At 60.5% G+C, this 23,357-nt stretch carries 22 protein-coding genes; 11 read left to right on the top strand and 11 right to left on the bottom strand.

Features of this window, described 5'->3' with window-relative positions:
* Positions 1-110: 110 nt before the first annotated feature.
* Positions 111-1,010, bottom strand: coding sequence for a LysR family transcriptional regulator (locus IHQ43_RS14300; RefSeq protein WP_192564893.1), 900 nt, complete (start codon positions 1,008-1,010; stop codon positions 111-113).
* 99 nt (positions 1,011-1,109) lie between these two features.
* On the opposite strand from IHQ43_RS14300, the gene IHQ43_RS14305 reads away from it, so the two are divergent.
* The 7 genes from IHQ43_RS14305 (at position 1,110) to IHQ43_RS14335 (ending at position 6,722) form a co-directional block, all read left to right on the top strand.
* A complete protein-coding gene (locus tag IHQ43_RS14305) occupies positions 1,110-2,201 on the top strand; it encodes a polyamine ABC transporter substrate-binding protein (protein WP_192564894.1) in 1,092 nt (363 codons plus the stop codon).
* Between the two features lie 26 nt (positions 2,202-2,227).
* Complete coding sequence (speB, locus tag IHQ43_RS14310; protein WP_192564895.1) at positions 2,228-3,187, top strand: agmatinase; 960 nt, start codon at positions 2,228-2,230, stop codon at positions 3,185-3,187.
* Positions 3,188-3,275: 88 nt separating this feature from the next.
* Entirely contained in the window at positions 3,276-3,992 is a 717-nt protein-coding gene (locus IHQ43_RS14315; protein WP_192564896.1) for a helix-turn-helix transcriptional regulator, read from the top strand.
* Positions 3,993-4,043: 51 nt separating this feature from the next.
* Positions 4,044-4,385, top strand: a complete 342-nt coding sequence (locus IHQ43_RS14320) for a nuclear transport factor 2 family protein (protein WP_007957516.1) — start codon at positions 4,044-4,046, stop codon at positions 4,383-4,385.
* Between the two features lie 22 nt (positions 4,386-4,407).
* Positions 4,408-5,526 carry a cell division protein ZapE gene (gene zapE, locus IHQ43_RS14325; protein WP_192564897.1) on the top strand — a complete coding sequence of 373 codons (1,119 nt, stop codon included), beginning with the start codon at positions 4,408-4,410 and terminating at the stop codon, positions 5,524-5,526.
* Positions 5,527-5,544: 18 nt separating this feature from the next.
* Positions 5,545-6,126 (top strand): DinB family protein, encoded by a 582-nt coding sequence (locus IHQ43_RS14330; RefSeq protein ID WP_192564898.1) that lies wholly within the window; start codon positions 5,545-5,547, stop codon positions 6,124-6,126.
* 98 nt (positions 6,127-6,224) lie between these two features.
* Positions 6,225-6,722: a GNAT family N-acetyltransferase gene (locus IHQ43_RS14335; protein WP_192564899.1), complete on the top strand. Its 498-nt coding sequence runs from the start codon at positions 6,225-6,227 to the stop codon at positions 6,720-6,722.
* An 83-nt stretch (positions 6,723-6,805) separates the two neighbouring features.
* Here the strand turns inward: IHQ43_RS14335 and IHQ43_RS14340 are convergent, their stop codons facing one another.
* The 4 genes from IHQ43_RS14340 to IHQ43_RS14355 form a co-directional block, all read right to left on the bottom strand.
* Entirely contained in the window at positions 6,806-7,012 is a 207-nt protein-coding gene (locus tag IHQ43_RS14340) for a hypothetical protein (RefSeq protein ID WP_007957512.1), read from the bottom strand.
* A 184-nt stretch (positions 7,013-7,196) separates the two neighbouring features.
* The gene (locus IHQ43_RS14345) at positions 7,197-9,443 is read right to left on the bottom strand and encodes a TonB-dependent siderophore receptor (protein ID WP_192564900.1); all 2,247 of its coding nucleotides are present in this window, start codon (positions 9,441-9,443) and stop codon (positions 7,197-7,199) included.
* Positions 9,444-9,588: 145 nt separating this feature from the next.
* Positions 9,589-11,340, bottom strand: a complete 1,752-nt coding sequence (locus IHQ43_RS14350; RefSeq protein WP_192564901.1) for a phosphoethanolamine transferase CptA — start codon at positions 11,338-11,340, stop codon at positions 9,589-9,591.
* Positions 11,341-11,553: 213 nt separating this feature from the next.
* Positions 11,554-11,736 (bottom strand): DUF6026 family protein, encoded by a 183-nt coding sequence (locus IHQ43_RS14355; RefSeq protein WP_007957508.1) that lies wholly within the window; start codon positions 11,734-11,736, stop codon positions 11,554-11,556.
* Positions 11,737-12,008: 272 nt separating this feature from the next.
* Here IHQ43_RS14355 and gnd point away from each other — a divergent pair, with 272 nt between their 5' ends.
* From gnd to IHQ43_RS14370, 3 genes are read left to right on the top strand one after another with little or no spacing between them, the layout of a single operon-like run.
* Complete coding sequence (gnd, locus tag IHQ43_RS14360; protein ID WP_085708172.1) at positions 12,009-12,989, top strand: phosphogluconate dehydrogenase (NAD(+)-dependent, decarboxylating); 981 nt, start codon at positions 12,009-12,011, stop codon at positions 12,987-12,989.
* A complete protein-coding gene (zwf, locus tag IHQ43_RS14365) occupies positions 12,986-14,509 on the top strand; it encodes a glucose-6-phosphate dehydrogenase (RefSeq protein ID WP_192564902.1) in 1,524 nt (507 codons plus the stop codon). The genes gnd and zwf overlap by 4 nt, the downstream gene beginning before the upstream one ends.
* Positions 14,506-15,309, top strand: a complete 804-nt coding sequence (locus IHQ43_RS14370; RefSeq protein ID WP_192564903.1) for an HAD family hydrolase — start codon at positions 14,506-14,508, stop codon at positions 15,307-15,309. Before zwf ends, IHQ43_RS14370 begins: the two co-directional genes overlap by 4 nt.
* Before the next feature lie 44 nt (positions 15,310-15,353).
* Here IHQ43_RS14370 and nhaB read toward each other — a convergent pair whose 3' ends face one another.
* From nhaB to IHQ43_RS14385, 3 genes are all read right to left on the bottom strand, one after another.
* On the bottom strand, positions 15,354-16,856 hold the full coding sequence (gene nhaB, locus IHQ43_RS14375) for a sodium/proton antiporter NhaB (RefSeq protein WP_192564904.1): 1,503 nt from the start codon (positions 16,854-16,856) through the stop codon (positions 15,354-15,356).
* A 74-nt stretch (positions 16,857-16,930) separates the two neighbouring features.
* Entirely contained in the window at positions 16,931-18,220 is a 1,290-nt protein-coding gene (locus IHQ43_RS14380) for an NHL repeat-containing protein (RefSeq protein ID WP_192564905.1), read from the bottom strand.
* A 284-nt stretch (positions 18,221-18,504) separates the two neighbouring features.
* Positions 18,505-18,771 (bottom strand): hypothetical protein, encoded by a 267-nt coding sequence (locus IHQ43_RS14385; protein WP_085683766.1) that lies wholly within the window; start codon positions 18,769-18,771, stop codon positions 18,505-18,507.
* Positions 18,772-19,115: 344 nt separating this feature from the next.
* Between IHQ43_RS14385 and IHQ43_RS14390 the strand changes: the two genes are divergently transcribed.
* Positions 19,116-20,441 carry a sigma-54 dependent transcriptional regulator gene (locus tag IHQ43_RS14390; RefSeq protein ID WP_192564906.1) on the top strand — a complete coding sequence of 442 codons (1,326 nt, stop codon included), beginning with the start codon at positions 19,116-19,118 and terminating at the stop codon, positions 20,439-20,441.
* Positions 20,442-20,523: 82 nt separating this feature from the next.
* Here IHQ43_RS14390 and IHQ43_RS14395 read toward each other — a convergent pair whose 3' ends face one another.
* From IHQ43_RS14395 to IHQ43_RS14405, 3 genes are read right to left on the bottom strand one after another with little or no spacing between them, the layout of a single operon-like run.
* Complete coding sequence (locus tag IHQ43_RS14395; protein ID WP_192564907.1) at positions 20,524-21,828, bottom strand: hypothetical protein; 1,305 nt, start codon at positions 21,826-21,828, stop codon at positions 20,524-20,526.
* Positions 21,829-21,873: 45 nt separating this feature from the next.
* Positions 21,874-22,620 carry a hypothetical protein gene (locus tag IHQ43_RS14400; protein WP_192564908.1) on the bottom strand — a complete coding sequence of 249 codons (747 nt, stop codon included), beginning with the start codon at positions 22,618-22,620 and terminating at the stop codon, positions 21,874-21,876.
* A 43-nt stretch (positions 22,621-22,663) separates the two neighbouring features.
* Complete coding sequence (locus IHQ43_RS14405) at positions 22,664-23,344, bottom strand: C39 family peptidase (RefSeq protein ID WP_007957477.1); 681 nt, start codon at positions 23,342-23,344, stop codon at positions 22,664-22,666.
* Between the last annotated feature and the right edge of the window lie 13 nt (positions 23,345-23,357).

Below are 23,357 nucleotides of genomic sequence, written 5' to 3' on the forward strand. Positions count from 1 at the left end.
GTCGGAAAATGGGTGCGCAGGATGCCGTAAGCGAGGGGCGAGGGCAACGCATGATCGTTCCCACTCTGCGTGGGAATGCAGCCCGGGACGCTCCGCGTTCCAAAAAATGATCAGGTTCGACCAAAGGCTGACAGTAGATCCTCTTCAAACGCTTTCTGCGCGTCTCCCGGTACTTGGGCTCGATGGCGAGCAAGATGAAACGCCACGTCAAAGCTCAACTCGCCTTCGCGCACCGGTCGCAGCAGTCCCTTGTCCTGCCACTGGCGGGCGTAATGGTTGGGCAAATAACCGACGTGTTTGCCGGACAGAATGAAGGCGAGGGTGCCTTCGACCTGTTCCGAGCGGGCCGAGCAGACCTTGCCCTGAAACGGCTCGTCACTGCGCAGAAACCTGTACGGGTGATCGACCCGGTCACAGGCCTGCAACGCTGCATCATCGGGCGCCTCGTCGGTAAACAGCGGATGGCCGGGCGCGCAATACAGATGCTGGGTTTCACTGAACAGTTCGCGGTAGTCGAACGCGCTCTGCACCTGGGAGAAGTAACCGATGGCCAGGTCCAGCCGGTGTTGCAGCAGCAGACGCTCCATTTCACCGGGCATGGCGCTGATCAGCTCGATACGCACCGATTCGTCCCGCTCGCGAAAGCGCCGGATCGCATCCGCCACCCGTTGCAGAACCGACTGATCGACCGCTTCCGACAGGCCCAGCCGCACTTCGCCGATCAAGCGCCCGGCGACGCCGTTGGATTGATGGCGGAAGGTTTCGATCGAATCGAACAGCGCCCGCGCGGCAATAAGCAGTTGCTCGCCCTTGGGCGTCAGGCTGAATCCGCCCTTGCCACGGTTGCAAACCCGATAGCCGAGACGCGTCTCAAGCTTGGCCATTTGCTGGCTGATGCTCGACTGGCTCAGCCCCAGTTCACCTTGGGCGGCGCTGAATCCGTTGGATTCGACCACCCCGAGAAACAGCCGCAGAAGCTGAAGATCGATATCATGCAGCTGACCGAGCATCACATTACTCCGGAATAAAGTCAGGTTAACAAACTTGATATTTCTCGAATGTATCCGACGGCGCATCCTGCCACCACTTCCTTCGGTCAGGTGTTCGTCATGGCTCCCGTCTTCAAGCTGTGTTTGCCCGCTTTGTTGCTTACTGTCTCCATCGCCGCCCAGGCCGAAGAGAAAACCCTCAATCTCTATAGCTGGGCCGATTACGTGGCGCCGGAAACCTTGCAGCGTTTCGAAAAGGAAACCGGCATCCACGTGCGCTACGACACCTTCGATACGTCCGAGGTGCTGGAAACCAAACTGCTCACTGGCGGCAGCGGTTATGACGTGGTGGTGCCATCGTCCAGCGTGCTGGCCCGTGGGTTGGCGGCTGGCGCCTTGAAGGAAATCCCTCACGAAGGGCTCAAGGGCTACGCCAATCTCGATCCGGATCTGCTGGAAAAACTGGCGGCGGTCGATCCCGGCAACCGCTACGGCGTGCCTTACACCTGGGGCACCCTCGGCCTGGGCATGAACGTTGAAGCGGTCAAGCAACGGCTACCGGACGTGCCGCTCAACAGCCTCGATCTGCTGTTCAAGCCTGAATACGCCAGCAAACTCAAGGATTGCGGGATCGCCATTCTCGACTCGCCGCAGGAGGTGATCGGTCTGGCACTGCACTATCTCGGCAAAGATCCCTACAGCACCGACAAGGCCGATCTGGCCGCTGCCGAAGCCTTGTTGCAGACGTTGCAGCCCTCGGTGCTGTACGTCGCCACCGGCCGGCAGATCAGTGATCTGGCCAACGGCAGCGTCTGCCTGGCGCTGACCTACAACGGTGACGCGAGCATGGCCGCCGATCAGGCGCGCAAGGCCAACAAGCCGTTTGAAGTGGCTTACCGGATCCCCAAGGAAGGCACGCTGGTGTGGCAGGACAACCTCGCCATCCCGAAAGACGCGCCGCACCCCGAAGCCGCACGCACCTTCATCGAGTTCATGTTGCGCCCCGAATCCGTGGCGGCGCTGACCAATACGCTGTTCTTCGCCACCGCCAACCAGGCCGCCACGCCGCTGGTGGATGAAGCGGTGCGCAACGACCCGGACATCTACCCGAAACCCGATGTGCGCGAGCGGCTGTACGCCGACCACAGCATGAGCCTCAAGGACATGCGCCAGCGCACACGCCTGTGGACCACTTTCCGTAGCCGCCAATAGCCCTTCATAACAACAGGAACACACCGATGGACGTGCCCATGCAAAACGATCAGGCCCTGACCCGTGACAGCCTTTTCGGCACCGCTGCCGAAAGCACCTACGCCGGGATCACCAGTTTCATGCGCCGGCGCTACAGCCGTGACCTGCGCGGTGTGGACGTGGCCGTCAGCGGCGTGCCTTTCGACACCGCCACCAGTAACCGTCCCGGCGCCCGTTTCGGGCCGCGCGGGATTCGTGCGGCGTCCACCGGGATTGCCTGGGAACGGCACTGGCCGTGGGCGTTCGACCCGTTCGATCATCTGGCGGTGATCGATTACGGCGATTGCGACTTCGATTACGGCTCGCCGCACACCATCCCGGAAAGCATCGAGGCCCACGCCGAGCACATCCTCAGCTCCGGCAGCGCCATGCTCACGTTTGGCGGCGATCACTTCATCAGCTATCCGCTGCTCAAGGCCCACGCGCGCAAGCACGGCACGCTGTCGCTGATCCACTTCGATGCCCACAGCGACACCTGGCCGGACGAGGGAGGCAAACGGGTCGACCACGGCACCATGTTCTGGCACGCCGCGCGGGAAGGGCTGGTGGATCCGGCGCGTTCGGTGCAGATCGGTTTGCGCACCACCAATGACGATCATCAAGGCTTTCAGGTGCTGGACGCGCGGCAGGTGCATCGCCGGGGCTGCGAAGCGATTGTCGAGGCCATTCGTGCGCGGGTCGGGGACAACCCGGTGTACCTGACGTTCGACATCGATTGCCTGGATCCGGCCTTCGCACCCGGCACCGGCACCCCGGTGTGCGGCGGCCTGAGCACGGTGCAGGCGCTGGAAATCCTGGGCGGCCTGCGTGGGATCAATCTGGTGGGCATGGACGTGGTGGAAGTGGCGCCGGCCTACGACCATGCGGACGTCACCTCGCTGGCCGCCGCCACACTGGCCATGGAGATGCTTTGCCTGTACGCGGCCAGACACAAAGTCGACGTGTGATCCCCTCCGAGCCTGGTGAAAACTCCTGACAATTTCTGACACCAGGCTCTGCTAAGCTCCGGCAAATTTTCTGTCCAGAGCCTCCACCGTGTCGCGAACCACTCGTCTGTTGACCCTTCTGCAAGTGCTGCGCGGCAAGAAGCGCCCGGTGACCGCGGCGACGCTGGCGTCCGAGTTGGAAATCTCCGAACGCACGCTCTATCGCGACATCGCCGAACTGACTGCACTCGGTGCGCCGATCCACGGCGAGGCGGGCATCGGGTATGTGTTGCGCAGCGGTCTGTTTCTGCCGCCGCTGATGCTCAACGCCGACGAGACCGAAGCCATCGTGCTGGGCCTGCGTTATGTCGATCAGCGCGGCGACGAAGTCCTGAGCAAGGCTGCGGCGGATGCGCTAGCGAAAATCGCCGCGGTGCTGGACCCGCAGGCCCAGGAAGCGCTGCGCAATCCAACGGTGATGCCCGGGCCGCCGGGTTACGGTTTTCCGCAAAACGCGGTGCCCTTGAACGTTTTCCGCCACGCGATCCGCGACCAGGCCAAGCTGCACATCGATTACGCCGATGCGCAGCAGGTACAGAGCCAGCGCTTGATCTGGCCGCTGGCGCTGGGCTTTCTCAACGAGGTGCGGATCATTGTGGCGTGGTGTGAATTACGTGGCGCCTATCGCACGTTTCGCACCGACCGGATTGCCGCCGCCAGCCTGCAGGGCGAGTGCTATCCGGGGCGGCGCAGCGACCTGCTGCGCACCTGGCAACGGCAGATGCAACTGGACGAAAACGGCCGTTTCACTCCTGACAGGAATTGACGCAGGGCTGTTCTAGGATGGCGACAGAACCCGAAAAAAGGAGCTGTAATCATGTTCCATCCCACCTCGATCCTCGCCCCGGCCATCGTTGAGTACATCAACGCCGCCAATGCTCGCGATACGTCCCGGGTCGGCAGTTTTTTTGCCGAGGATGCCCATGTGTTCGATGAAGGTCATCATCAGGTCGGCCCGCAGGCCATTGCGAACTGGATGCAGGACACCGCCCAGCGTTATCAGCCGCGGGTCGAAGTGCTCGGCGTCCAGCAGCGCACCGGCAAGGTGCTGGTGCAAGGGCTGATCTCCGGAACGTTTCCCGGCAGCCCGCTGGAGCTGCGCTACACGTTCCGGCTCAACGAACAGGGCAAAATCGCTCGGCTGGATATTTCCCTGTAGCCATCGTGGCATACTGCCGCGCATGACTTTCGACTCCCCCCTGAGCGCCTGGCAATACGCCGTCGACCATAAGGGCTTCATCCAGGATGAAGCCCAGGAACACGCGGTCTGGGCCTTGCAAAAATGCCATGAAGCCCTGCACGCCAGTGCCCGTTCGGTCACCGGCGTTTACCTGTGGGGGCCGGTCGGGCGCGGCAAGACCTGGCTGATGGACCAGTTTCATCAGAGTTTGCGGGTGCCGGCGCGGCGGCAGCACTTTCATCACTTCATGGGCTGGGTGCACCAGCGTTCCTTTCAACTGACCGGGATTGCCGATCCATTGCGGGCGCTGGCCCGTGAGCTGGCGGCGGAGGTGCGGGTGTTGTGTTTCGACGAGCTGTTCGTCAATGACATCGGTGACGCAATTATTCTCGGGCGCCTGTTTCAGGTGATGTTCGACGAAGGCGTGGTGGTGGTCTGCACATCCAACCTGCCGCCGGATCAGCTGTATGCCGACGGATTCAACCGTGACCGCTTTTTGCCGGCGATCACTGCGATCAAGCAGCACATGCAAGTGGTCGCGGTGAACGGCGCCGAAGATCACCGCTTGCATCCCGGCGCTATCGAGCAACGCTATTGGGTTGCATCTGCGGAGCAGGGCGGCGCGCTGGGTCAGGTGTTCGAGGCGTTAGCCACCGGGCAAACCGTCAGTGCAGAACCGGTGCCGGTCGGTTATCGCGCCCTGAACGTGGTGCAGGCCAGCGATTCGGTGCTGTGGTGCCGTTACGCCGATCTGTGTGAGCAACCGTTCGCCGCCATGGACTTCATCGCGCTGTGCGACACCTACCGGGCTATCCTGTTGAGCGAGGTGCCGAACCTCAGTGCGAAAAAGCGCGAAGGGCGGATTGCCCGAGGCACCGAAGACGGGGCCGAACGGGTGGTGGCCGGTGATCGCGAATTGCCGCAACTGTCGGTGCACGACGACGGGGTGCGCCGCTTCATTGCGCTGGTCGACGAGTGCTACGACCGCAAGGTGCCGTTGTACATCGAGGCCGAAGTGCCGATGGATGCGCTGTACACCGAGGGCTACCTGGAATTTCCGTTCCGCCGGACCCTCAGCCGTTTGCAGGAGATGCAGCTGCAACGCTTCGCCGAGACCTGAAAACACGGAGGGCGCGACATGACTCAGCCACTGTCCCACCATTTGCTGACCATGGCCTATCAGAATGCCTGGGCCAACCATCGACTGGCCAAGGCCTGGAGCCAGCTCGACGACGCGGAGCTGGCGGCGCCACGGATCAGTTTCTTCCCGGGCATCCGCCTGACCCTCAACCACATCCTCACCTGCGACTGGTTTTACGTCGACGCGCTGGAACGCGAGTTGCGCGGTGACGAGCCGCATCCCGATTGCTACGTGTTCTTCACCACAGACGAACCCTTCACCGAAGCGCTGGCCTTGCGCCGTGAGCAGGCGCATGTCGACCGCCGCTTGATCGCCTATTGCGAGCAACTGCGCGATGCCGATCTGGGGCGCATGGTCACCATCGCCCGTGACACGCCGCAGCACGACAGCCGTCTGCGGATGATTTCCCATCTGTTCGAACACCAGATCCACCATCGTGGCCAGGTCCACGCGATGCTCAGCGCCACCTCGGTGAAACCGCCGCAACTGGATGAGTTTTTCTGTGCTGGCGAGTCCGGTTTGCGAGCCGAGGATTTCGCCGAACTGGGCTGGACCGAAGAACTTATCTGGGGACACTGAAAACGCCGGGTTGTGGCAGGGGCCCGCCTCGCGCTAAGGTCGTGGAGCCTATCAGTGCGTATCAAACGCGCCGGGGCTCCGTGCGATCGAGGAAGGAAATGGATTCCGCAGAAATTCTTGTGCTTCAAGCCAGTTACACCAATCCGGTGCATGCCGAGGCCATCGGTGTGGTGCTCAATCATTACGCCGAAGATCCGATGGGCGGCGGCCATCCCATTGCCCCCGAACTGTTGCAGCAACTGCCCACCGAATTGGCCAAGCGACCCCACGCGTTCAGCGTCCTGGCGTTTGTCGGCGGTGAGCCGGCAGGGCTGGTGAACTGTTTTGAAGGGTTTTCCACGTTTGCCTGCAAACCGCTGGTCAACGTGCATGACGTATCGGTGGTGACGAAGTTTCGCGGCCTTGGGCTGAGCCAGAAAATGCTGCGCAAGGTCGAGGACATCGCCCGCCAGCGCGGGTGCTGCAAGATCACCCTGGAAGTACTTGAAGGCAACGCCGTGGCGCAGAATTCCTACGCCAAATTCGGCTTCGCGCCAGGCATGTTCGACCCGAGTCACGGGCGCATGCTGTTCTGGATCAAGGATCTGCAGGCATAAAAAAAGGCGCCCGGAAAGGGCGCCCAACTGTCATCTGCGGGGCCAGAGCGGAGCCATCGCAGGTCCATCGGTAAAACGTTCGCTCAAGGGCGATAGGACTCGGTGACCTGGGCGGTCTGGTCGTCCGGAACCTTGAGTTCATTGGTCTTCGCGTCAGCCTGCTGACTTTGTGCGGAATGAACCGGGAAATTGGCCCAGTAATGTCTCATGCGCTCGGCGCCGCCTTCGGCGAATGCGCTGGCGGATGCGAGGGTGAGTAGACCGGCAAGAATTGCAGTCGTGGTTTTCATGGTGCCTCCTACGAAAAATGTCGGAGCCGTTCATCCATGAATCAGGGCCTCGGGGCGCAGTGTCCGCCGAGGGCATTAACAAAGGGTTAACGCTCGTTCAGTGTAGGTTTTACCGGGTGTTTCCACGGCGTATCGGACGAACGCTGCACGCGTGAATGACGCGTGCAGGTCGCGGGGAAGGGCGTCAGAGTTTCCAGTCGAGGCTCAGCGTGACGGTGCGAGGATCGCCCCAGAACACGCCGTTGTAGAAGCCGACGTTGTCGTAATACTTCTTGTCGAACAGGTTGTCGACATTGAGGGATGCCGACAGGTGTTTGTCGAACTCATAACGCGACATCAGCTTGACCACCGTGTAGGCGTCCTGACTGATTCGTGTCCGTTCGGTGATGATCCGGCCATTGGTACCGCGCCCGACCGGGCGGTTGGAGTTGCCGTAGACGTCGCTCTGCCAGTTCACCGCACCGCCCACGGTCAGGGCATTCCAGTTGCCCGGCAGGCGATAGGCCGTGGACAGGCGGAACAGGTTCAGCGGCTGGTTGGTGTTGGTGCGATTTTTCTCGCCGTTGACCGAGTGGGTGTAGGTGTAGCCGGCGGTCATGTTCCAGCCGTCGAGAACTTCGCCCGAAACTTCCGCTTCGAAACCGTTGACCTTGTTGCCCTTGCCACCCGATTTGTAGAACTCCTCCTGGGTCACCGGATCCGGTGGTACCGAGTCATCCACTTCGGCCACGTTGTCCTGCTTGCTCCAGAAAATGGCGGTGGCCAGGTTCAGGCGCTCGTCCAGCAGGCTGCCCTTGAGCCCAAGTTCATAGTTGCTGCCGACGATCGGCTCGATGAACTTGCGGTTGGCGTCGCGGTAGGTCTGTGGTTTGAAAATGTCGGTGTAGCTGGCGTAAACGGTGTACTCCGGCGTCAGGTCATAGAGCAGGCCGGCATAGGGCGTCCACATATCGTTGTGCTGCTGGCGGCTGGCATCGACGCTCTCCAGTTGCAGGTTGTCGTCGAAGGTGTTGGCTGTTTTTGATGCCTTCCAGCTGCCGTAGCGGGCGCCGAGCACGGCGTGCAAGTCGTCCGTCAGGCTCAGGCGGGTCGCCAGGTAGCCGGCTTTCTGTTGCGTGCTGTCTTTTGAACCGGTGAGCCCGGTCACGGTGTCCGGGAATCTGGCGATGTCGCCCATGTACTTCCAGTCGCGGATGGTGCTGTAGTTGCGCGCAACCGGACCGTCAACGGTATAGGGCGAGCTGGAGCTGCGTTCGGCTTCGCCATAGCCGATCATCATCTGATGTTCGCGCCCCAGCAGCGAGTAGGGGCCGGACAGGTTGAAGTCGTACGCCTTCATGCGCTGCGGGCCGATCATGTGCGAGGTGTAGGCGGTCATGCCACTGCGATCAGGCTCGGGGAAACCGGCGCCGGCGTAGTAGACCTTGCCGTCGGTGTCGCTCTTGCGGTGGGTGTAGGCGGCTTTCAGATGCCAGTCGCCCGCCAGGGCCTGATCGAGTGTGGCGAACGCGGTCTTGTCCCGCAGGGGCCAGGAGCTCCAGGAGGTTGCCATGTTGGTCGAACGCCCGAGGCTTGCCTTGCTGCCATCGGCGTTCCAGTACGGCAGGGTACCCCACGAGGAGCCTTGCACCTGTTTGTCCTGATAGTCGTAACCGACTGCCAGTACGGTGGAGTCGGTCAGGTCGGCTTCGAGGATGCCGTAACCTACTTCCCGTTGCAGGGCGTACTTGTCGCGAAACGATCCCTGGTCGCGGTAGGCCAGTACACTGCGTCCGCGCAGGCGTCCATCGAAGGCCAGCGGGCCGCCGACATCGACGTAACTGTAGTAATCGTCGTAGCTGCCGCCGCTGGCGCCGGCTTGAGCCTGCCATTGCGCGGTCGGGCGTTTACGCACCATGTTGATGGTCGCCGACGGGTCACCAGCGCCGGTGGTCAGGCCGGTGGCACCACGCACGACCTCGATGCGGTCGTAGATGATGGTGTCCGAATCGGACTTCATGTACTGGAAGGTGTTGAGCATCCCGTCGATCTGGAAGTTGTTGATCGAGTAGCCGCGGGACGAATAGCTGACCCGGTCCGAGTCGTTGTGCTGCACCACAATGCCGGTGGTCTGGCTCATGGCTTCGGACAATGTACCGAGCTTGAAATCATCCATCTGCTGACGGGTGACCACGGACAGCGATTGCGGGGTTTCCTTGATCGACAGGTTCAGCCGTGTGGCCGTGCTCATGGCGCCAGTGGTGTAGGCGTGGCTGTTTTCAGTGGTGTTGCCCAGGCCCTGGGCGGTGACGCTGGTGGAGGCCAGCTCCAGTGCCGGCGCAGCGGGGGGCGACTGTTTTTCTGTGTCGGTTTCAGCCAGCAGGTCCGGGCTCAATGCAACACTGCACAAGCCCAGGGTGAGGGTCATGGAACGGGTGATGGGCGCGAACATCGCAGCCGACTCCTTGTCTTCGAGGGAAAAATTCCGTTTGCTCAAAGACGAAAGCGGGCAGTGCGATTTAGTATCAAACGAGAAATATTGTTATTTGGAGATATTTCAGGTGTATGAAAAAAGGACCGTTTCCGGTCCTTTTTTGTTACTGCTGCTGAACGACTTCTGTGCTCGTCACCGCGGGCTTTTTCGGCCTCATCAGGCTGAAGTCGATCAGGGCCCGCTGTTCACGTTCGTAAGGATTGCCGATCAACAGCGGACGTGGCTTGAAGCTGTCGCTGACCAGGCTCTTGGTCCGATCCAGCTCATCGAAACTCAAACCGGCCAGATCCGCCCAGGTGTGGATCAGGTGCGAGCTGCTGTACGGCCGGCTCAGGTCCCCGGCGAAGCTCCAGTCGTGGGTTTCACGCCACTTTGGCGAGGCCCAGGCCATGAACGGAATGGTGTACATCGGCGACGTCGGCTTGTTTTCGTTGCGGCCCAAGGTGGTGTGGCCCACCGAGTCGAACACGTCTTCACCGTGGTCGGAGAGGTACAGCAAAAAGCCGTTCGGATCGGATTTTGCGTAGTCCTTGATCAGGCTTGAGACCACGAAATCGTTGTACAGCACCGCGTTGTCGTAGCTGTTGTAGGTCGGTACCTGATCGTCACGCACACCGGCCGGAACGCCGTTGCGATCCTGGAACTTGTCGAAGCTCGGCGGATAACGGTACTGGTAGCTCATGTGCGTACCGAGCAGATGCACGACGATCAATTTGCGCGGCGCCGCGTCGGCCAGGGCCTTGTTGAACGGTTCGATCACGTCACCGTCGTACTGCGCGGCGTTCTGGTTGCGGTTGTTGTTCAGGTACACCTGCTCGTCGGCCTGTTCGGAGAAGGTCGTGAGCATGGTGTTGCGCTTGGTCATGGTCTGCTGGTTGGTGATCCAGAAGGTCTTGTAGCCAGCCTGTTTCATCATGCTGACCAGTGACGGGGTGGACAGGTACAGGTCCGGGTTTTCTTCGTCGGCGAAGGTCAGCACCTGTTGCAGCGCTTCAATTGTGTACGGGCGCGGGGTGATGACATTGTCGAAGACCGACAGCTGATCCTTGAGCTTGTCCAGTTCCGGCGTGGTTTTACGCGGGTAGCCGTAGAGGCTCATGCGCTGGCGGTTGGTGGATTCGCCGATCACCAGCACCAGGGTCGCCGGCTGGTTGGCGCCCGAATCCTTGAGGTTTTTCAGCGGCGGGATCTTGCTCGCGCTATGCAGCATGCCCTGCATGTCGGCCAGGGTTTCCTGATAGCGGTGATAAGCCACGGCCATCTGCCACGGCACGGCTGGCTCGATGCGGGTTTCGAATTTCTCGAAGCCCTGGGCGAAGCTTCCGGTGCGCATTGTCTGCTTGACCAGCGGATAACCGATCACGGCGATGAGAATGGCCATGGCGGCGACGAATGCCCGGCCACGGGGCAGGTACACCGGGCGCAGGCGGGTCCACAGGAAATACGCGAACGCGGTATGCGCGAGGAACGCCGGGACCATCCACCAGGCAAAGTACTGGGTCATGTACTCGCCGGCTTCGGACACGTTCGACTCGAACATGATGAAGATCACGCTCTGGGAGAATTCCTGCTGGTAGATGAAGAAGTAACCCAGGCTGGCCATCGAGCAGGCCCACAGCACCACGCCGATCAGTGCGGCGAGCAAACGCGTGCGTTTGGGGAACAGCAGCATCGGCGCGAGCCACACGGCGCTCATCACGAAGGCCTGGCGAAAGCCCGTGAACCCTGAAGTGCCCGTCAACTGGATCAGCAGTTGGGTGATACCGGAGAAGTACCAGAAGAACACGAACAGCCAGAGAAAACCGGCCCAGTCGAAACCTGTCGCAGTCGTATTGCTGCGTTTGAACACCGCCATTCAGCACTCCAGCTCAGTCGTCACATCGACCGTCGGGCGCCTCATGCACCGGCGCATGAACCCGACGAACGGAGGCCATGCGCAGACACGCACGGCCAGAATGCGCCGGAGTATCAACAAGCGAATGTGAAAACTTTGTTAGTTGCCGATAAAGGCCAGAGGTGCAGCATGTCGGGAACGGCAAGGGCCGCTCCCGAAGCGGGGGCGGGGAGATCAGGCGTGGGGCGAGCGCTGTACACGCGGCAAGGGCTGTGGCTCGGCGCCCTGGGTCAGCAGGCGCAATTGCGCGAGTTCCTGCTTGAGCTGATCGCGTTCATCTTTCAACTGACGCAGTTCATCGCGACGGATGGTGACGTACAGGGTTTGTGGCGGCATTGCTGTGTGTACTGTGCCCATTGCTCACCTCGCAAATGGCGTGTCTCAACTGCAGATCAGCCCCGGTTTCGAGCCTTGACCTGCTATCGGCGCCGATTTTGATTTCTTTTGCTCGTGAATGGAACTTTTTTATTTTTCATGGTCGTTGTGTCTTCGGCACGTTTCCCGACGTTATCAGTCTGGATCGGGCACAATGCCCGGAAACTTCACACCGACGCTCTGGACTAACCTCCATGAGAGCGTTGGGCTATAACCTTTGACACACTTTTATTTGTAGTAAGGAGCATCAGCACATGCAACTCGGGATTATTGGACTGGGCCGCATGGGCGGCAATATTGCACGGCGTCTGATGCTCAACGGTCACACCACCGTTGTTTACGACCGCAATACCGCCTTTGTCGACACCCTGGCCGCCGAGGGCTCTACCGGCGTGGCCGATCTTCCTGCCCTGGTCGCAGGCCTGGCCAAGCCGCGTGCCGTGTGGGTCATGCTGCCGGCCGGCGCGCCAACAGAAGACACCATCGAAACCCTGAGCACGTTGCTCGAAGCGGGCGACACCATCATCGATGGCGGCAACACCAACTATAAGGACGATATCCGCCGGGCCAAGACCCTGGCCGAGAAGGGCCTGCACTACATCGACGTCGGCACCTCCGGCGGCGTCTGGGGTCTGGAGCGCGGCTACTGCATGATGATCGGCGGCGATGCCGAGACCGTGAAGCGTCTGGACCCGCTGTTCGCCGCGCTGGCGCCGGGCATGGGTGACATCCCGCGCACCAAGGACCGCAAGTCCGATGACCACCGTGCCGAGCACGGCTACATCCACGCAGGTCCCGCCGGTGCCGGTCACTTCGTCAAGATGATCCACAACGGGATCGAGTACGGCATGATGGCGGCCTTCGCCGAAGGCTTCGACATCCTCAAGACCAAGTCCAGCGAGCTTCTGCCGGAGGACCAGCGTTTCGACCTGAACGTGGCCGACATCGCCGAAGTCTGGCGTCGTGGCAGCGTTGTATCGTCCTGGCTGCTCGACCTGACCGCCGATGCCCTGGCGGTCGACCCGAAACTCGACGGTTTCTCCGGCTCCGTGGCCGACAGCGGCGAAGGTCAATGGACCATCGAAGCGGCCATGGAACAAAAGGTGCCGGTACCGGTGCTGTCCAACTCGCTGTTCTCGCGCTACCGCTCACGCGGCCAGGGCACTTTCGGCGACAAGATTCTTTCGGCCCAGCGCTTCGGCTTCGGCGGCCATGTGGAGACTGCCAAGAAATGACCCATACGATCCGCAGGAAATCCAAGGCAGAACCCGCGCCACCGACCACGCTGTTCCTGTTCGGCGCCCACGGTGATCTGGTCAAGCGCCTGCTCATGCCGGCGCTGTACAACCTGAGTCGCGACGGCCTGCTGGATGATGGCCTGCGGATCGTCGGCGTTGACCACAACGCCATCAGCGATGAAGCCTTCGCGCAAAAGCTCGAAGACTTCATCCGCACCGAAGTGGCAGCCAAGGTCGGCAAGGGCGATCAGATGCTTGATCCGGCCTTGTGGGCCAAGCTCGCCAAAGGCATCAGCTACGTCCAGGGCGACTTCCTGGACGACAGCACCTATTCAGCCCTGGCGGCGAAAATCGCCGACAGCGGCACTGGCAATGCGGTGTTCTACCTGGCCACCGCGCCGCGTTTCTTCAGCGAAGTGGTGCGCCGTCTCGGCAGCGCCGGGTTGCTCGAAGAAACCCCGGAAGCCTTCAGAAGGGTGGTGATCGAAAAACCGTTCGGCTCCGACCTGCAAACCGCCGAGGCGTTGAACGCCTGCCTGCTCAAGGTCATGTCGGAAAAGCAGATCTACCGGATCGATCACTATCTGGGCAAGGAAACCGTGCAGAACATTCTGGTCAGCCGGTTCTCCAACAGCCTGTTCGAAGCGTTCTGGAACAACCATTACATCGACCACGTGCAGATCACCGCCGCCGAAACCGTCGGCGTCGAAACCCGTGGCAGTTTCTACGAACACACCGGCGCCCTGCGGGACATGGTGCCCAACCACCTGTTCCAGTTGCTGGCGATGGTGGCGATGGAACCGCCGGCCGCGTTCGGCGCCGATGCGGTGCGGGGCGAGAAGGCCAAGGTGGTCGGCGCGATCCGGCCCTGGACCACCGAAGAGGCCCGGGAAAACTCGGTACGCGGTCAGTACAGCGCCGGTGACGTTGCTGGCAAACCGGTTGCCGGCTATCGCGATGAAAACAACGTCTCGCCCGAAAGCACCACGGAAACCTACGTGGCGCTGAAAGTGATGATCGACAACTGGCGTTGGGTCGGCGTGCCGTTCTACCTGCGCACCGGCAAACGCATGAGCGTGCGCGATACCGAGATCGTCATCTGCTTCAAGCCAGCGCCGTATGCACAGTTCCGGGATACCGAGGTCGACGAACTGCAGCCGACCTACCTGCGTATCCAGATCCAGCCCAACGAAGGCATGTGGTTCGACCTGCTGGCCAAACGACCGGGGCCGGCGCTGAACATGGCCAATATCGAGCTGGGTTTTGCCTACAAGGACTTCTTTGAAATGCAGCCGTCCACCGGCTACGAAACCCTGATCTACGACTGCCTGACCGGTGACCAGACGCTGTTCCAGCGCGCTGACAATATCGAGAACGGCTGGCGTGCGGTACAGCCGTTCCTCGACGCCTGGCAACAGGACGCGAGCGTGCAGCCCTACACCGCGGGCGAAGACGGGCCCAAAGCCGCCGATGACCTGCTGACTCGCGATGGTCGCGTCTGGCATGGTCTCGGATGAGCGAGCCGATCCGTTTTCTGTTGAGTGACATGGACGGCACGCTGTTGCTGCCCGATCACAGCCTGAGCCAGCGCACCATTGACGCAGTTCGTGCGCTGCGTGAGGCGGGCGTGCTGTTCAGTCTCGCTACCGGGCGTCCGCCCAAAGCCATGCTGCAGCAGATCGAAGCCTTGGGCGTCGATTTGCCGACCGCTGCGTTCAACGGTGGCACCATCGTCAACCCGGACGGCAGCATTCTGGTTGCTCATTATCTGCCGGCCACAGCAGCGCTGAGCGCTTTGGCGTTGTTCGCCGATCAGCCGGATGTCGAAATCTGGGTGTTCAGCGGCGGCGACTGGCTGCTCAAGGATCCGCATGGGCCGATGGTCCCTCGCGAGCAGCATGGCCTCGGTTATCCGCCGGTGGTGGTCGACAGTTTCGAGCCGTATCTGGAACGTATCGACAAGATTGTGGCGACCAGCAACAACACTGAGCTGTTGATCGAACTGGAGGCGCGGTTGCTGCCGAAGGTTGAAGGGCTGGCACAGGTGTCGCGTTCGCAACCGGTGTACCTGGACGTGACGGCGGTCGAGGCCAACAAGGGCTCGGCGCTGGTCACGCTGGCTGAACACCTGGGCGTGCCGCTGGCACAGACGGCGGCGATTGGCGATGGCGGCAACGATCCGGCGATGTTTCATGTCGCCGGCCTGTCCATCGCCATGGGCCAGGCAGAGGATGCGGTGAAGCGTCAGGCCGACGTGATAACCGGGCCGAACACCGAGGACGGTGTGGCGCAGGCCATCGAAAAGTACATTCTGTAAAACAATGTGGGAGCAAGCTCGCTCCCACATTTTTTATCTTGTTTCTACAGCCAGTAACTCACGGCATACCAGCCGAGCAATCCCATTACCACGGTGTAAGGCAACGCCATCCACACCATCCGCCCGTAGGACAACCGCACCAGTGGTGCAATCGCCGACGTCAGCAGAAACAGAAACGCCGCCTGACCATTGGGCGTCGCTACGCTCGGCAGGTTGGTGCCGGTGTTGATCGCAATCGCCAGCGTCTCGAAATGTTCGCGGCTCATGTGGCCGGACAGGAACGCCTGTTTCACTTCGGTGATGTAGATCGTCGCGACAAACACGTTGTCACTGATCGCCGACAGCAGGCCGTTGGCGATGAACAGCATCCCCGGCTGCTGATCGGCCGGCAATGCCAGTACCCACTGAATCAACGGGGCGAACAGTTGCTGGTCGTGAATCACCGCCACCACGGCGAAGAACACCACCAGCAGCGCGGTGAACGGCATGGCGTCCTTGAATGCGCTGCCCAGTCGGTGCTCGTCGGTGATCCCGGTGAATGCGGTAATCAGTACGATCACCATCAGACCGATCAGGCCGACTTCTGCGATGTGGAACGCCAGCCCGGCAATCAGGATCAGCGCAGCGCAACCTTGCACCAGCAGGGCGGCGCGTTGGCGCGGGGTGCGCTCGGCGTTGTCTTCGGCGGCGTAGGCGGCCAGCACGGCACGTACGTTATCCGGCAACAGCGTGCCGTAGCCAAACCAGCGCAGTTTCTCCAGCAGCAGGCAGGTCACCAGGCCCGCAACCAGAACTGGCAGTGAAACCGGTGCAACTTTTTGGAAGAATTCGGCGAAGTGCCAACCCATTTCGTGGCCGATCAGCAGGTTCTGCGGTTCACCCACCAAGGTGCAGACGCCGCCCAACGCGGTGCCGACGGCGCCGTGCATCAACAGGCTGCGCAGGAAAGCGCGGAACTGTTCCAGATCCTCGTGATGCAGCTGGGGCAGATGCTGGTCATCGCTGAATTCGCTGTCCTGGCGTGGATCGTTGCCGGACGCCACCCGGTGATAAACCGAGTAAAAGCCTACGGCGGCGCTGATGATCACTGCGGTTACGGTAAGGGCGTCGAGAAATGCCGAGAGAAACGCCGACAGAAAGCAGAACATCAGGGCCAGCAGCGCCTTCGAACGCACGCCCAGCAACAGACGCGAGAACAGAAACAGCAGCAGGTCTTTCATGAAGTAGATGCCGGCGACCATGAACATCAGCAGCAGAATCACCGGGAAGTTGTGCTGCAACTCTTCGTACAGCGCCTGCGGCGTGGTCATTTTCAACAGCAGCGCTTCGATCAGCAGCAAGCCGCCGGGCATCAGCGGGTAGCACTTGAGCGCCATGGCCAGAGTGAAAATGAACTCGATCACCAGCAGCCAGCCGGCGGCGACCGGGCCGACGGTCCACAGCACCAGGGCGTTGAGGATCAGGAACCCGACGATGCACGCCTTGTACCAGCGGGGCGAGTGCCCGAGAAAGTTGTGCGCGAACGCCTGAGCCATCGAACCGGACATCGGTTGCTCCTTGTATTAAGAAGCGCGCAAGTTGCCGTAAGCGATGAGCAAGATCAAGTGCAGGAAGGTTCACATCAGTGATTAAGATAGCGGGCGACCACCGCGCGGTAGTTGCCATCCAGCGAATAGCCGCCCACCAGAAACTTGCCATCAGGTTGGATCGCCACCGACGTGGCGGTATCGAGGCTGCGGCCCATCCGTGTGCGCAACCAGCCGTTACCGGAACCGAAGCTTCGATCAAGGCTGCCGTCGACCAGATAGCGGGCGACGATGAAGTCGGCCTCAACCCCGCCGATCGTCGCGCCTACCGCAACGATGCGCCCGTCCGGCATGGCCTGGGCGGCGCTCCACTGGCAGCCGCTGGGGCCGATATCCAGCAGATGCGGCTGGCCGCCATGGAAGTGCAGATCGGGGCGACCGTTGCCATGAATAGAGTGCGCCATGCATCGAATCGGATCGCGGCTACTGCCAAAACAATGCAGATGCTCCGCCGACTCGAGGACCTGGTTGACCAGTGCACTGCGCCCCTGGGCTTTGAAGGCCATGAAACCGTCCACTGCAAAGCGTTCGTCGAGCCGCCCGTCCGGCAGGTAACGGGCGAGCAGGCCTTCCTGGGGGAAATCGATGGAGCCGGCGACCACAATGCGTCCGTCTTCTTGCAACAGCAGACTGCCGAGCCAGGTATTGAGCAGCAAGTGGCGAACCATGACCAAGCCGCGACCGTTGAAGGATGGGTCCGGACTGCCGTTGGGTTTGAGACGGATCAGCATGCCGACGTGATCGGCCAGTTCGAAGTGATGGTTGGCGATCAGCAGGATATGCCCGTCTGGCTGCACCGCAAAATCGCAGGCTTCAGCGCCCGGAACGCCCGGCGGCAGCCACGCATCGCGCGTGCCCATGGACAGATCGCCAGGCAGACGGACGATTTGCCGGCCATTGTCACCGAAATCCGGGTCCGGTCGGCCCTGGGCATCGAACAGGGCCAGGGCGGGCAGGGTGCGATGGTCCGATTCGTAGTGCAGACCCGCCAGCAGAATCCGCCCGTCAGGCAAGACCTGAACCTTGCTGCCCGTGGCTTCAAAACCGGCGGCGAACTGACCGATCACGCTGCCCTGAGCGCCGAAACCCAGATCCGCCGAGCCGTCCTCGAGCAGGCGGGCCAGCCCGAAGCGGCTGCCTTGAGCTGTGCCGACCTTGGCGGCGACCAGAACACGACCTTGTGCATCGATTGCGACACTTTGGGTCAGGCTGGACGTGCTGCCCGCGAAGTAAACCTGAGCCACACCGTTGCTGGAAAAGGTCTTGTCGAGTTGACCGGGATTATTCGCTAGCGTCGGCAGCGCTATGGCCGTCTGGGTTGACATGCATGCTTCTCCTTGCGAGTTGACCGAAATCCGGGAGCCGGACAGGTAACTGCATGAGCGGAACATTCAATCCCTGAATACGCGCAAGTACAACTGATAGAAATAACAGGTGGAGGGTCGCACTGTGCCAGAACAGTGTCTTTTTGAACCAGTCGCAAGCCTGCCAAGCATCCAGGCGCGAAAGTATTGAGGAAAGTTGTAAAAAGAGGCCGAAGTTGAATAAAGATCTGCAACTAACAGAAGAGGGCGGATGACTTGAGCGTCATCCGCATTGCCCGGAAATATCAGTGAGGCATGGACCAGGATTGCAACGCATAGCCTTCTTCGCTCAGTTCGGCGCGGGCCTGTTGCAGCAGGTGTTCAAGTTGCGCCGGATCGGAGTAGGCGCTGCTCGGGATCTGGGTGCGACCGATGTGAGAGTTTGTGCGGTCGATTACAGTCAGGCTCAGTTCGCCATTGCCGTCTTGTGGGGCCCAGGCGACGCATTGGAAAGGTTTAAATGCGCGGTTGGCAATCAAAAGAGCTTCGTTGATACGGAGCGGGGCGGTCATGGGGTCTTCTCTCTATAGTGCCCAATCAAGTGATGTGCCGTCGGTTGGGCTTACCGTTCGGCGAGTTACTTGTACTGATGCACGCAACCCGCTGACAGGTCACACGGAATCTGAAGAAATTTCGACTTTCTTTCATACACTCATTATTCAGACAGGGATTGAAAGCCTGGCGAAAGAATAGAGTCGATAGCTAACTAATAAAACGGCTTCTTATAACTGTTTGACTTGTACACCTATAAGCAATCGATACAAGACGCCGTCAAATTCTTGCTAATGTAACAGTCAGGTTTGCCAAATGACTGTTTTTACGATCATTTCCTAAAATTTGGCGCCAAGGAACAGTCATGAACGAAGCGCCTGCATTACGACGTTTATTGGTCGTCGACCCGTGCGACGACTGTCACCGATTGTTGCCGGGTTTGCGTGCCGTGGGGTGGGACGTCGACAGTTGTAGCCTGGAGAATGCCGCCGACCGAACCTGCGACGTCGGCTTGTTGCGTTTACAACCTTTTCATCTGGAACGTCCTGAAGCGGTCAAAGAATTGATCAGTCGCAGCGGCACTGAGTGGATCGCTGTGCTGAATCAGGAAGTACTGCGATTGCAGAACGTCGGCGACTTCGTCTGCGAATGGTTTTTCGATTTCCATACCTTGCCGTTCGACGTGTCACGGGTGCAGGTCACCCTAGGGCGCGCGTTCGGCATGGCGCGCCTGCGGGGTCAGGGCACGATTCACGTCGATCAGCCGGAACATGAATTGCTGGGCGACAGTAAACCGATCCGCGAGTTGCGCAAACTGCTGAGCAAACTGGCGCCCACCGAGTCACCAGTATTGATCCGCGGCGAAAGCGGTACCGGCAAGGAATTGGTCGCTCGCACCTTGCACCGGCAGTCGCAACGCCACAGTAAACCCTTTGTGGCGATCAATTGCGGGGCGATTCCCGAACACTTGATCCAGTCCGAACTGTTCGGCCATGAAAAAGGCGCGTTCACCGGTGCCCATCAACGCAAGGTCGGGCGTATCGAGGCGGCCAATGGCGGCACGTTGTTCCTCGATGAAATCGGCGATCTGCCGCTGGAACTGCAAGCCAATCTGTTGCGCTTTCTTCAGGAAAAGCACATTGAACGGGTCGGCGGCAGTCAACCGATCCCGGTGGATGTGCGGGTGCTGGCGGCGACCCACGTCGACCTCGAAGCCGCCATCGAGAAGAAGCGCTTTCGCGAAGACTTGTACTATCGGCTCAATGTGCTGCAAGTGGTGACCGCGCCGTTACGCGAGCGCCACGGTGACCTGTCGATGCTGGCCAACCATTTTTCCCATTTCTACAGCCACGAAACCGGCCGTCGTCCGCGCAGCTTCAGCGAAGATGCGCTGATCGCCATGGGCAAGCACGACTGGCCAGGCAATGTCCGGGAGCTGGCCAACCGGGTGCGTCGGGGGTTGGTGCTGGCCGAAGGGCGACAGATCGAGGCCCGTGACCTGGGACTGATCAGCCAACAGTCGATCGCAGTACCGATGGGCACCCTTGAAGACTACAAGACTCGTGCCGAACGCCAGGCGCTGTGTGACGTATTGAACCGGCACAGCGACAACCTCAGTGTTGCGGCCAAAGTACTGGGCGTCTCCCGGCCGACCTTCTACCGTTTGCTGCACAAGCACCAGATCCGCTAGGGCGCGGCGCTTCCTGGCTTCAGGAAGCTGAAAAGGCCCGCTGCGATGCAAGTCGCAGCGGGCCTTTTCATGATGTTGCGGTTTAGAAGTAGTACGGGAATTTCAGGCTGAAGGAGAAGTCCGGGGCATCGTCCGTCATGCCGATGGACAGGTTGGGCACGATGGTCAGGTTGTCGGTGGCCGCAATGGTCATGCCGACGTTGAAGTAACCGGCGTTGGCGTCGCTGGACACCACCGATTCCCAATCCCCGCCATCCTGTTTCAGCTTGCTCTTGCGTTGCACCAGGTCAGAGACGGAGAACGACATACTCATCTTCTCGTTCAGTGCGAAGGCAACACCCGCGCCGATCTGGAAGCTGTCGCCGATGCGTACCTTGCCCGGGTTTTTCTGGTTGACGGTCGAACTGATGTCGTCGAACGACTCCTCGAGGTTGTGGGTGTAGGACAGGCTGCCGAACAGCACGGCCGGGTCGAATGTCTTGACCAGCGAGATGCCCGGGGTGATCGACCAGACGCCGTTGCCGGTTGGCAGGGTGTCAGGCACGAACAGGTTCGAGTTGGCATCGGTCTGGCGCAGCTTGATACCGAACGGATCCTTGCCTGTAGGTGCCTTGACCCGCAAGGAAACCACGGCGTCCGGTGTGTTGACCGACTCGTCCAGGAACTTGTAGGCAATACCGAAGTTGACATCGCCGATGGTCGGGTCACGACTTACGTCCTGTTCGGTGGTGACGTTGGAGGCGCCGCCGTTGCCGCCGCCGGACTGATAGGTCGATTCGCGGTAGACCACCGGCACGTTCAGGTCGAACTGCCAGCGGTTGTCGAAGTTGTAGCGGCCCGTCAGGTCCAGGGTCCAGGTATCGGCCTTGATCCGGTCGAGGTTGATGTTGCCGAGGAAAATCGAGTCCAGTGCAAGGAAACCGTTGAGAATCAGCTGGCGGGTGTCGTAGCGCGAGTAGGTCACGCCGGTTTCAAAGCTGAACTTGCCGCCGCCAAAGAAGCCGCTGGCTTCGTCGTACAGGTTGGACACGCTCTGCGCCGGTTGCGAATCGTCGGCCAGCGACTGGCCATAGGATGCGCCACTGCCCCCGGCGGCGCCCCCCGACGCTGCTGCGGCTCCCGTCCCGGCAGCCACCCGGTTGCCTTTCATGTCCGAAGGCGATTTGGCCAGGCGTTTTGGGGGCGGGGAGGCGGGTTGTTCTTCGACCTGGCGGACCCGTTGTTCGAGTACCGCCAGGGCTTTCTGTTGTACTTCGTAACGTTGTTTCAGCTCCAGAAGTTCCTGTTTCAGGGCTTCTACATCAGCGTCCGGTGCTGCTTGCAGCATTGCCGCAGGTAGAAGAGTACTCAAACATACAGCGGCACGCAGTGATACTGATCGATACATGAATAAGCCGTCCCTTTAAGCCCAATGATCGAGACTCAGCGTAGTTCAATATCCGATGTTGCGTAGTGCCCTGAGTTGAGTCAGGTTGCAGTCCAGTGCGCCGGCACTCATGCCGTTATTGTTAAGGACAACGTTGAGTTGTGTCAGGTTGTTGACTACGTTTGCATTGCCCAACAGGCGAGTGTTCTGCAGCAGTCCGCTCTGAGCGACCTGTTGCAGCGCAGTGCCCTGGTTACCGCTGGCCTGAATGGCCATCTGGACGCCGCCACCGGTGGCAGAGACGGCAACATTACCCGCGGCATTGCTGCCGGTGATGGTCTGGCCGGCTGTCAGGGCTTGCCCCTGGGCAGGCACCAGGGCCGGGGCCTGACTGGCCTCTTTGACGTTGATCGCAACGTTGTTGGAGGCGGTGTTGCCGTCGCCCGCTGCGCGCACGCTTTGCGTAACGCCTTGCGAGGTGTTCAGGGCTGCGCCACCAATGACACTGCCAGTCCCGAGTTCGGGGGTGCTGCCATTGCCGTGTTCCTTGATGGTCGAGACATAGAATTCGGGTTTGACCGTTGCTGCCTGGAGTTGCATCGAGGCGGCCGCCCCGATCAAGTCTCCACTGGCATTGCGCCAGGTACTGCTCATGACGATGCCGAAACTGATGATCCGGCCCGGCATCACGTAGCGACCGCGCAGCTCTGCGAGCTCCTGGTCCTTGATTTCGATGGGTTTGAATCCTGCATTGGCATAGCCTGATGCGCTCGCTGCCAGGCAGGCGGCGGCCAGCCAGTATGAGGTTTTCATCTGCTGCTCCCGGGACATCCAGCCCCACTCTTGTAATCGGCGATTAAAAGAAGTCGCTCTGTATGAACCCGAAGTCCATCAATTCAGCATCTTTGACAGGGTTGAAGGCATCCAGCTTGTTTTTGGCCGTCACCGGTACCGGAGGGCTGCGCAAGGCATTGGCCTTGTCATATCCGGGGCCGACGATGGCAAAGACAATGCCGTTCCAACCTTTGACAAAGTCATCATGGGAGTAGCGTTTGTGTCCTAAAACCGGGTCTCCGATGTAAACCCAATCCTTGTCCGCCCGCTGCATCACCACGAAATGCTTGTAGCCGCGAATTTCCATCAGTACCACCACCGGGATCGTGACTGCGTCGAGTTTTTCCGGTGGAATCTTGTAACCCCTGGCGCGCATGCCGATGCTTTCTATGTAGCGCTTCATGTCCAGCATGGAAAAACCCTGAGTACGAACAAGGTCCTGGTCAGCGTTGACCAGCATGCCTTTGATGATGTGCTCTTCATCGACGTCGAGCCAATAGGCCTGGCGCAATACCGTCGCCAGTGCGGCGGCGCCGCAGCTGAAGTCGGTTTTCTGTTCGACGATGTCGGCAAACTTGCGCTCACGGATGCTTTGCACGTTCTTGTAGACAAGCGTGCCGCCAGGCAAAGCAGCAACGGGCATCTGGGCGGCCTGGGTCAGGCCACAGAAGCAAAGCAGAGCGAGGAGGGCAGTCTTACGCATGATCGATACGCCT

It is taken from the genome of Pseudomonas gozinkensis, assembly GCF_014863585.1.
Taxonomy (GTDB): Bacteria; Pseudomonadota; Gammaproteobacteria; order Pseudomonadales; family Pseudomonadaceae; genus Aquipseudomonas; species Aquipseudomonas gozinkensis.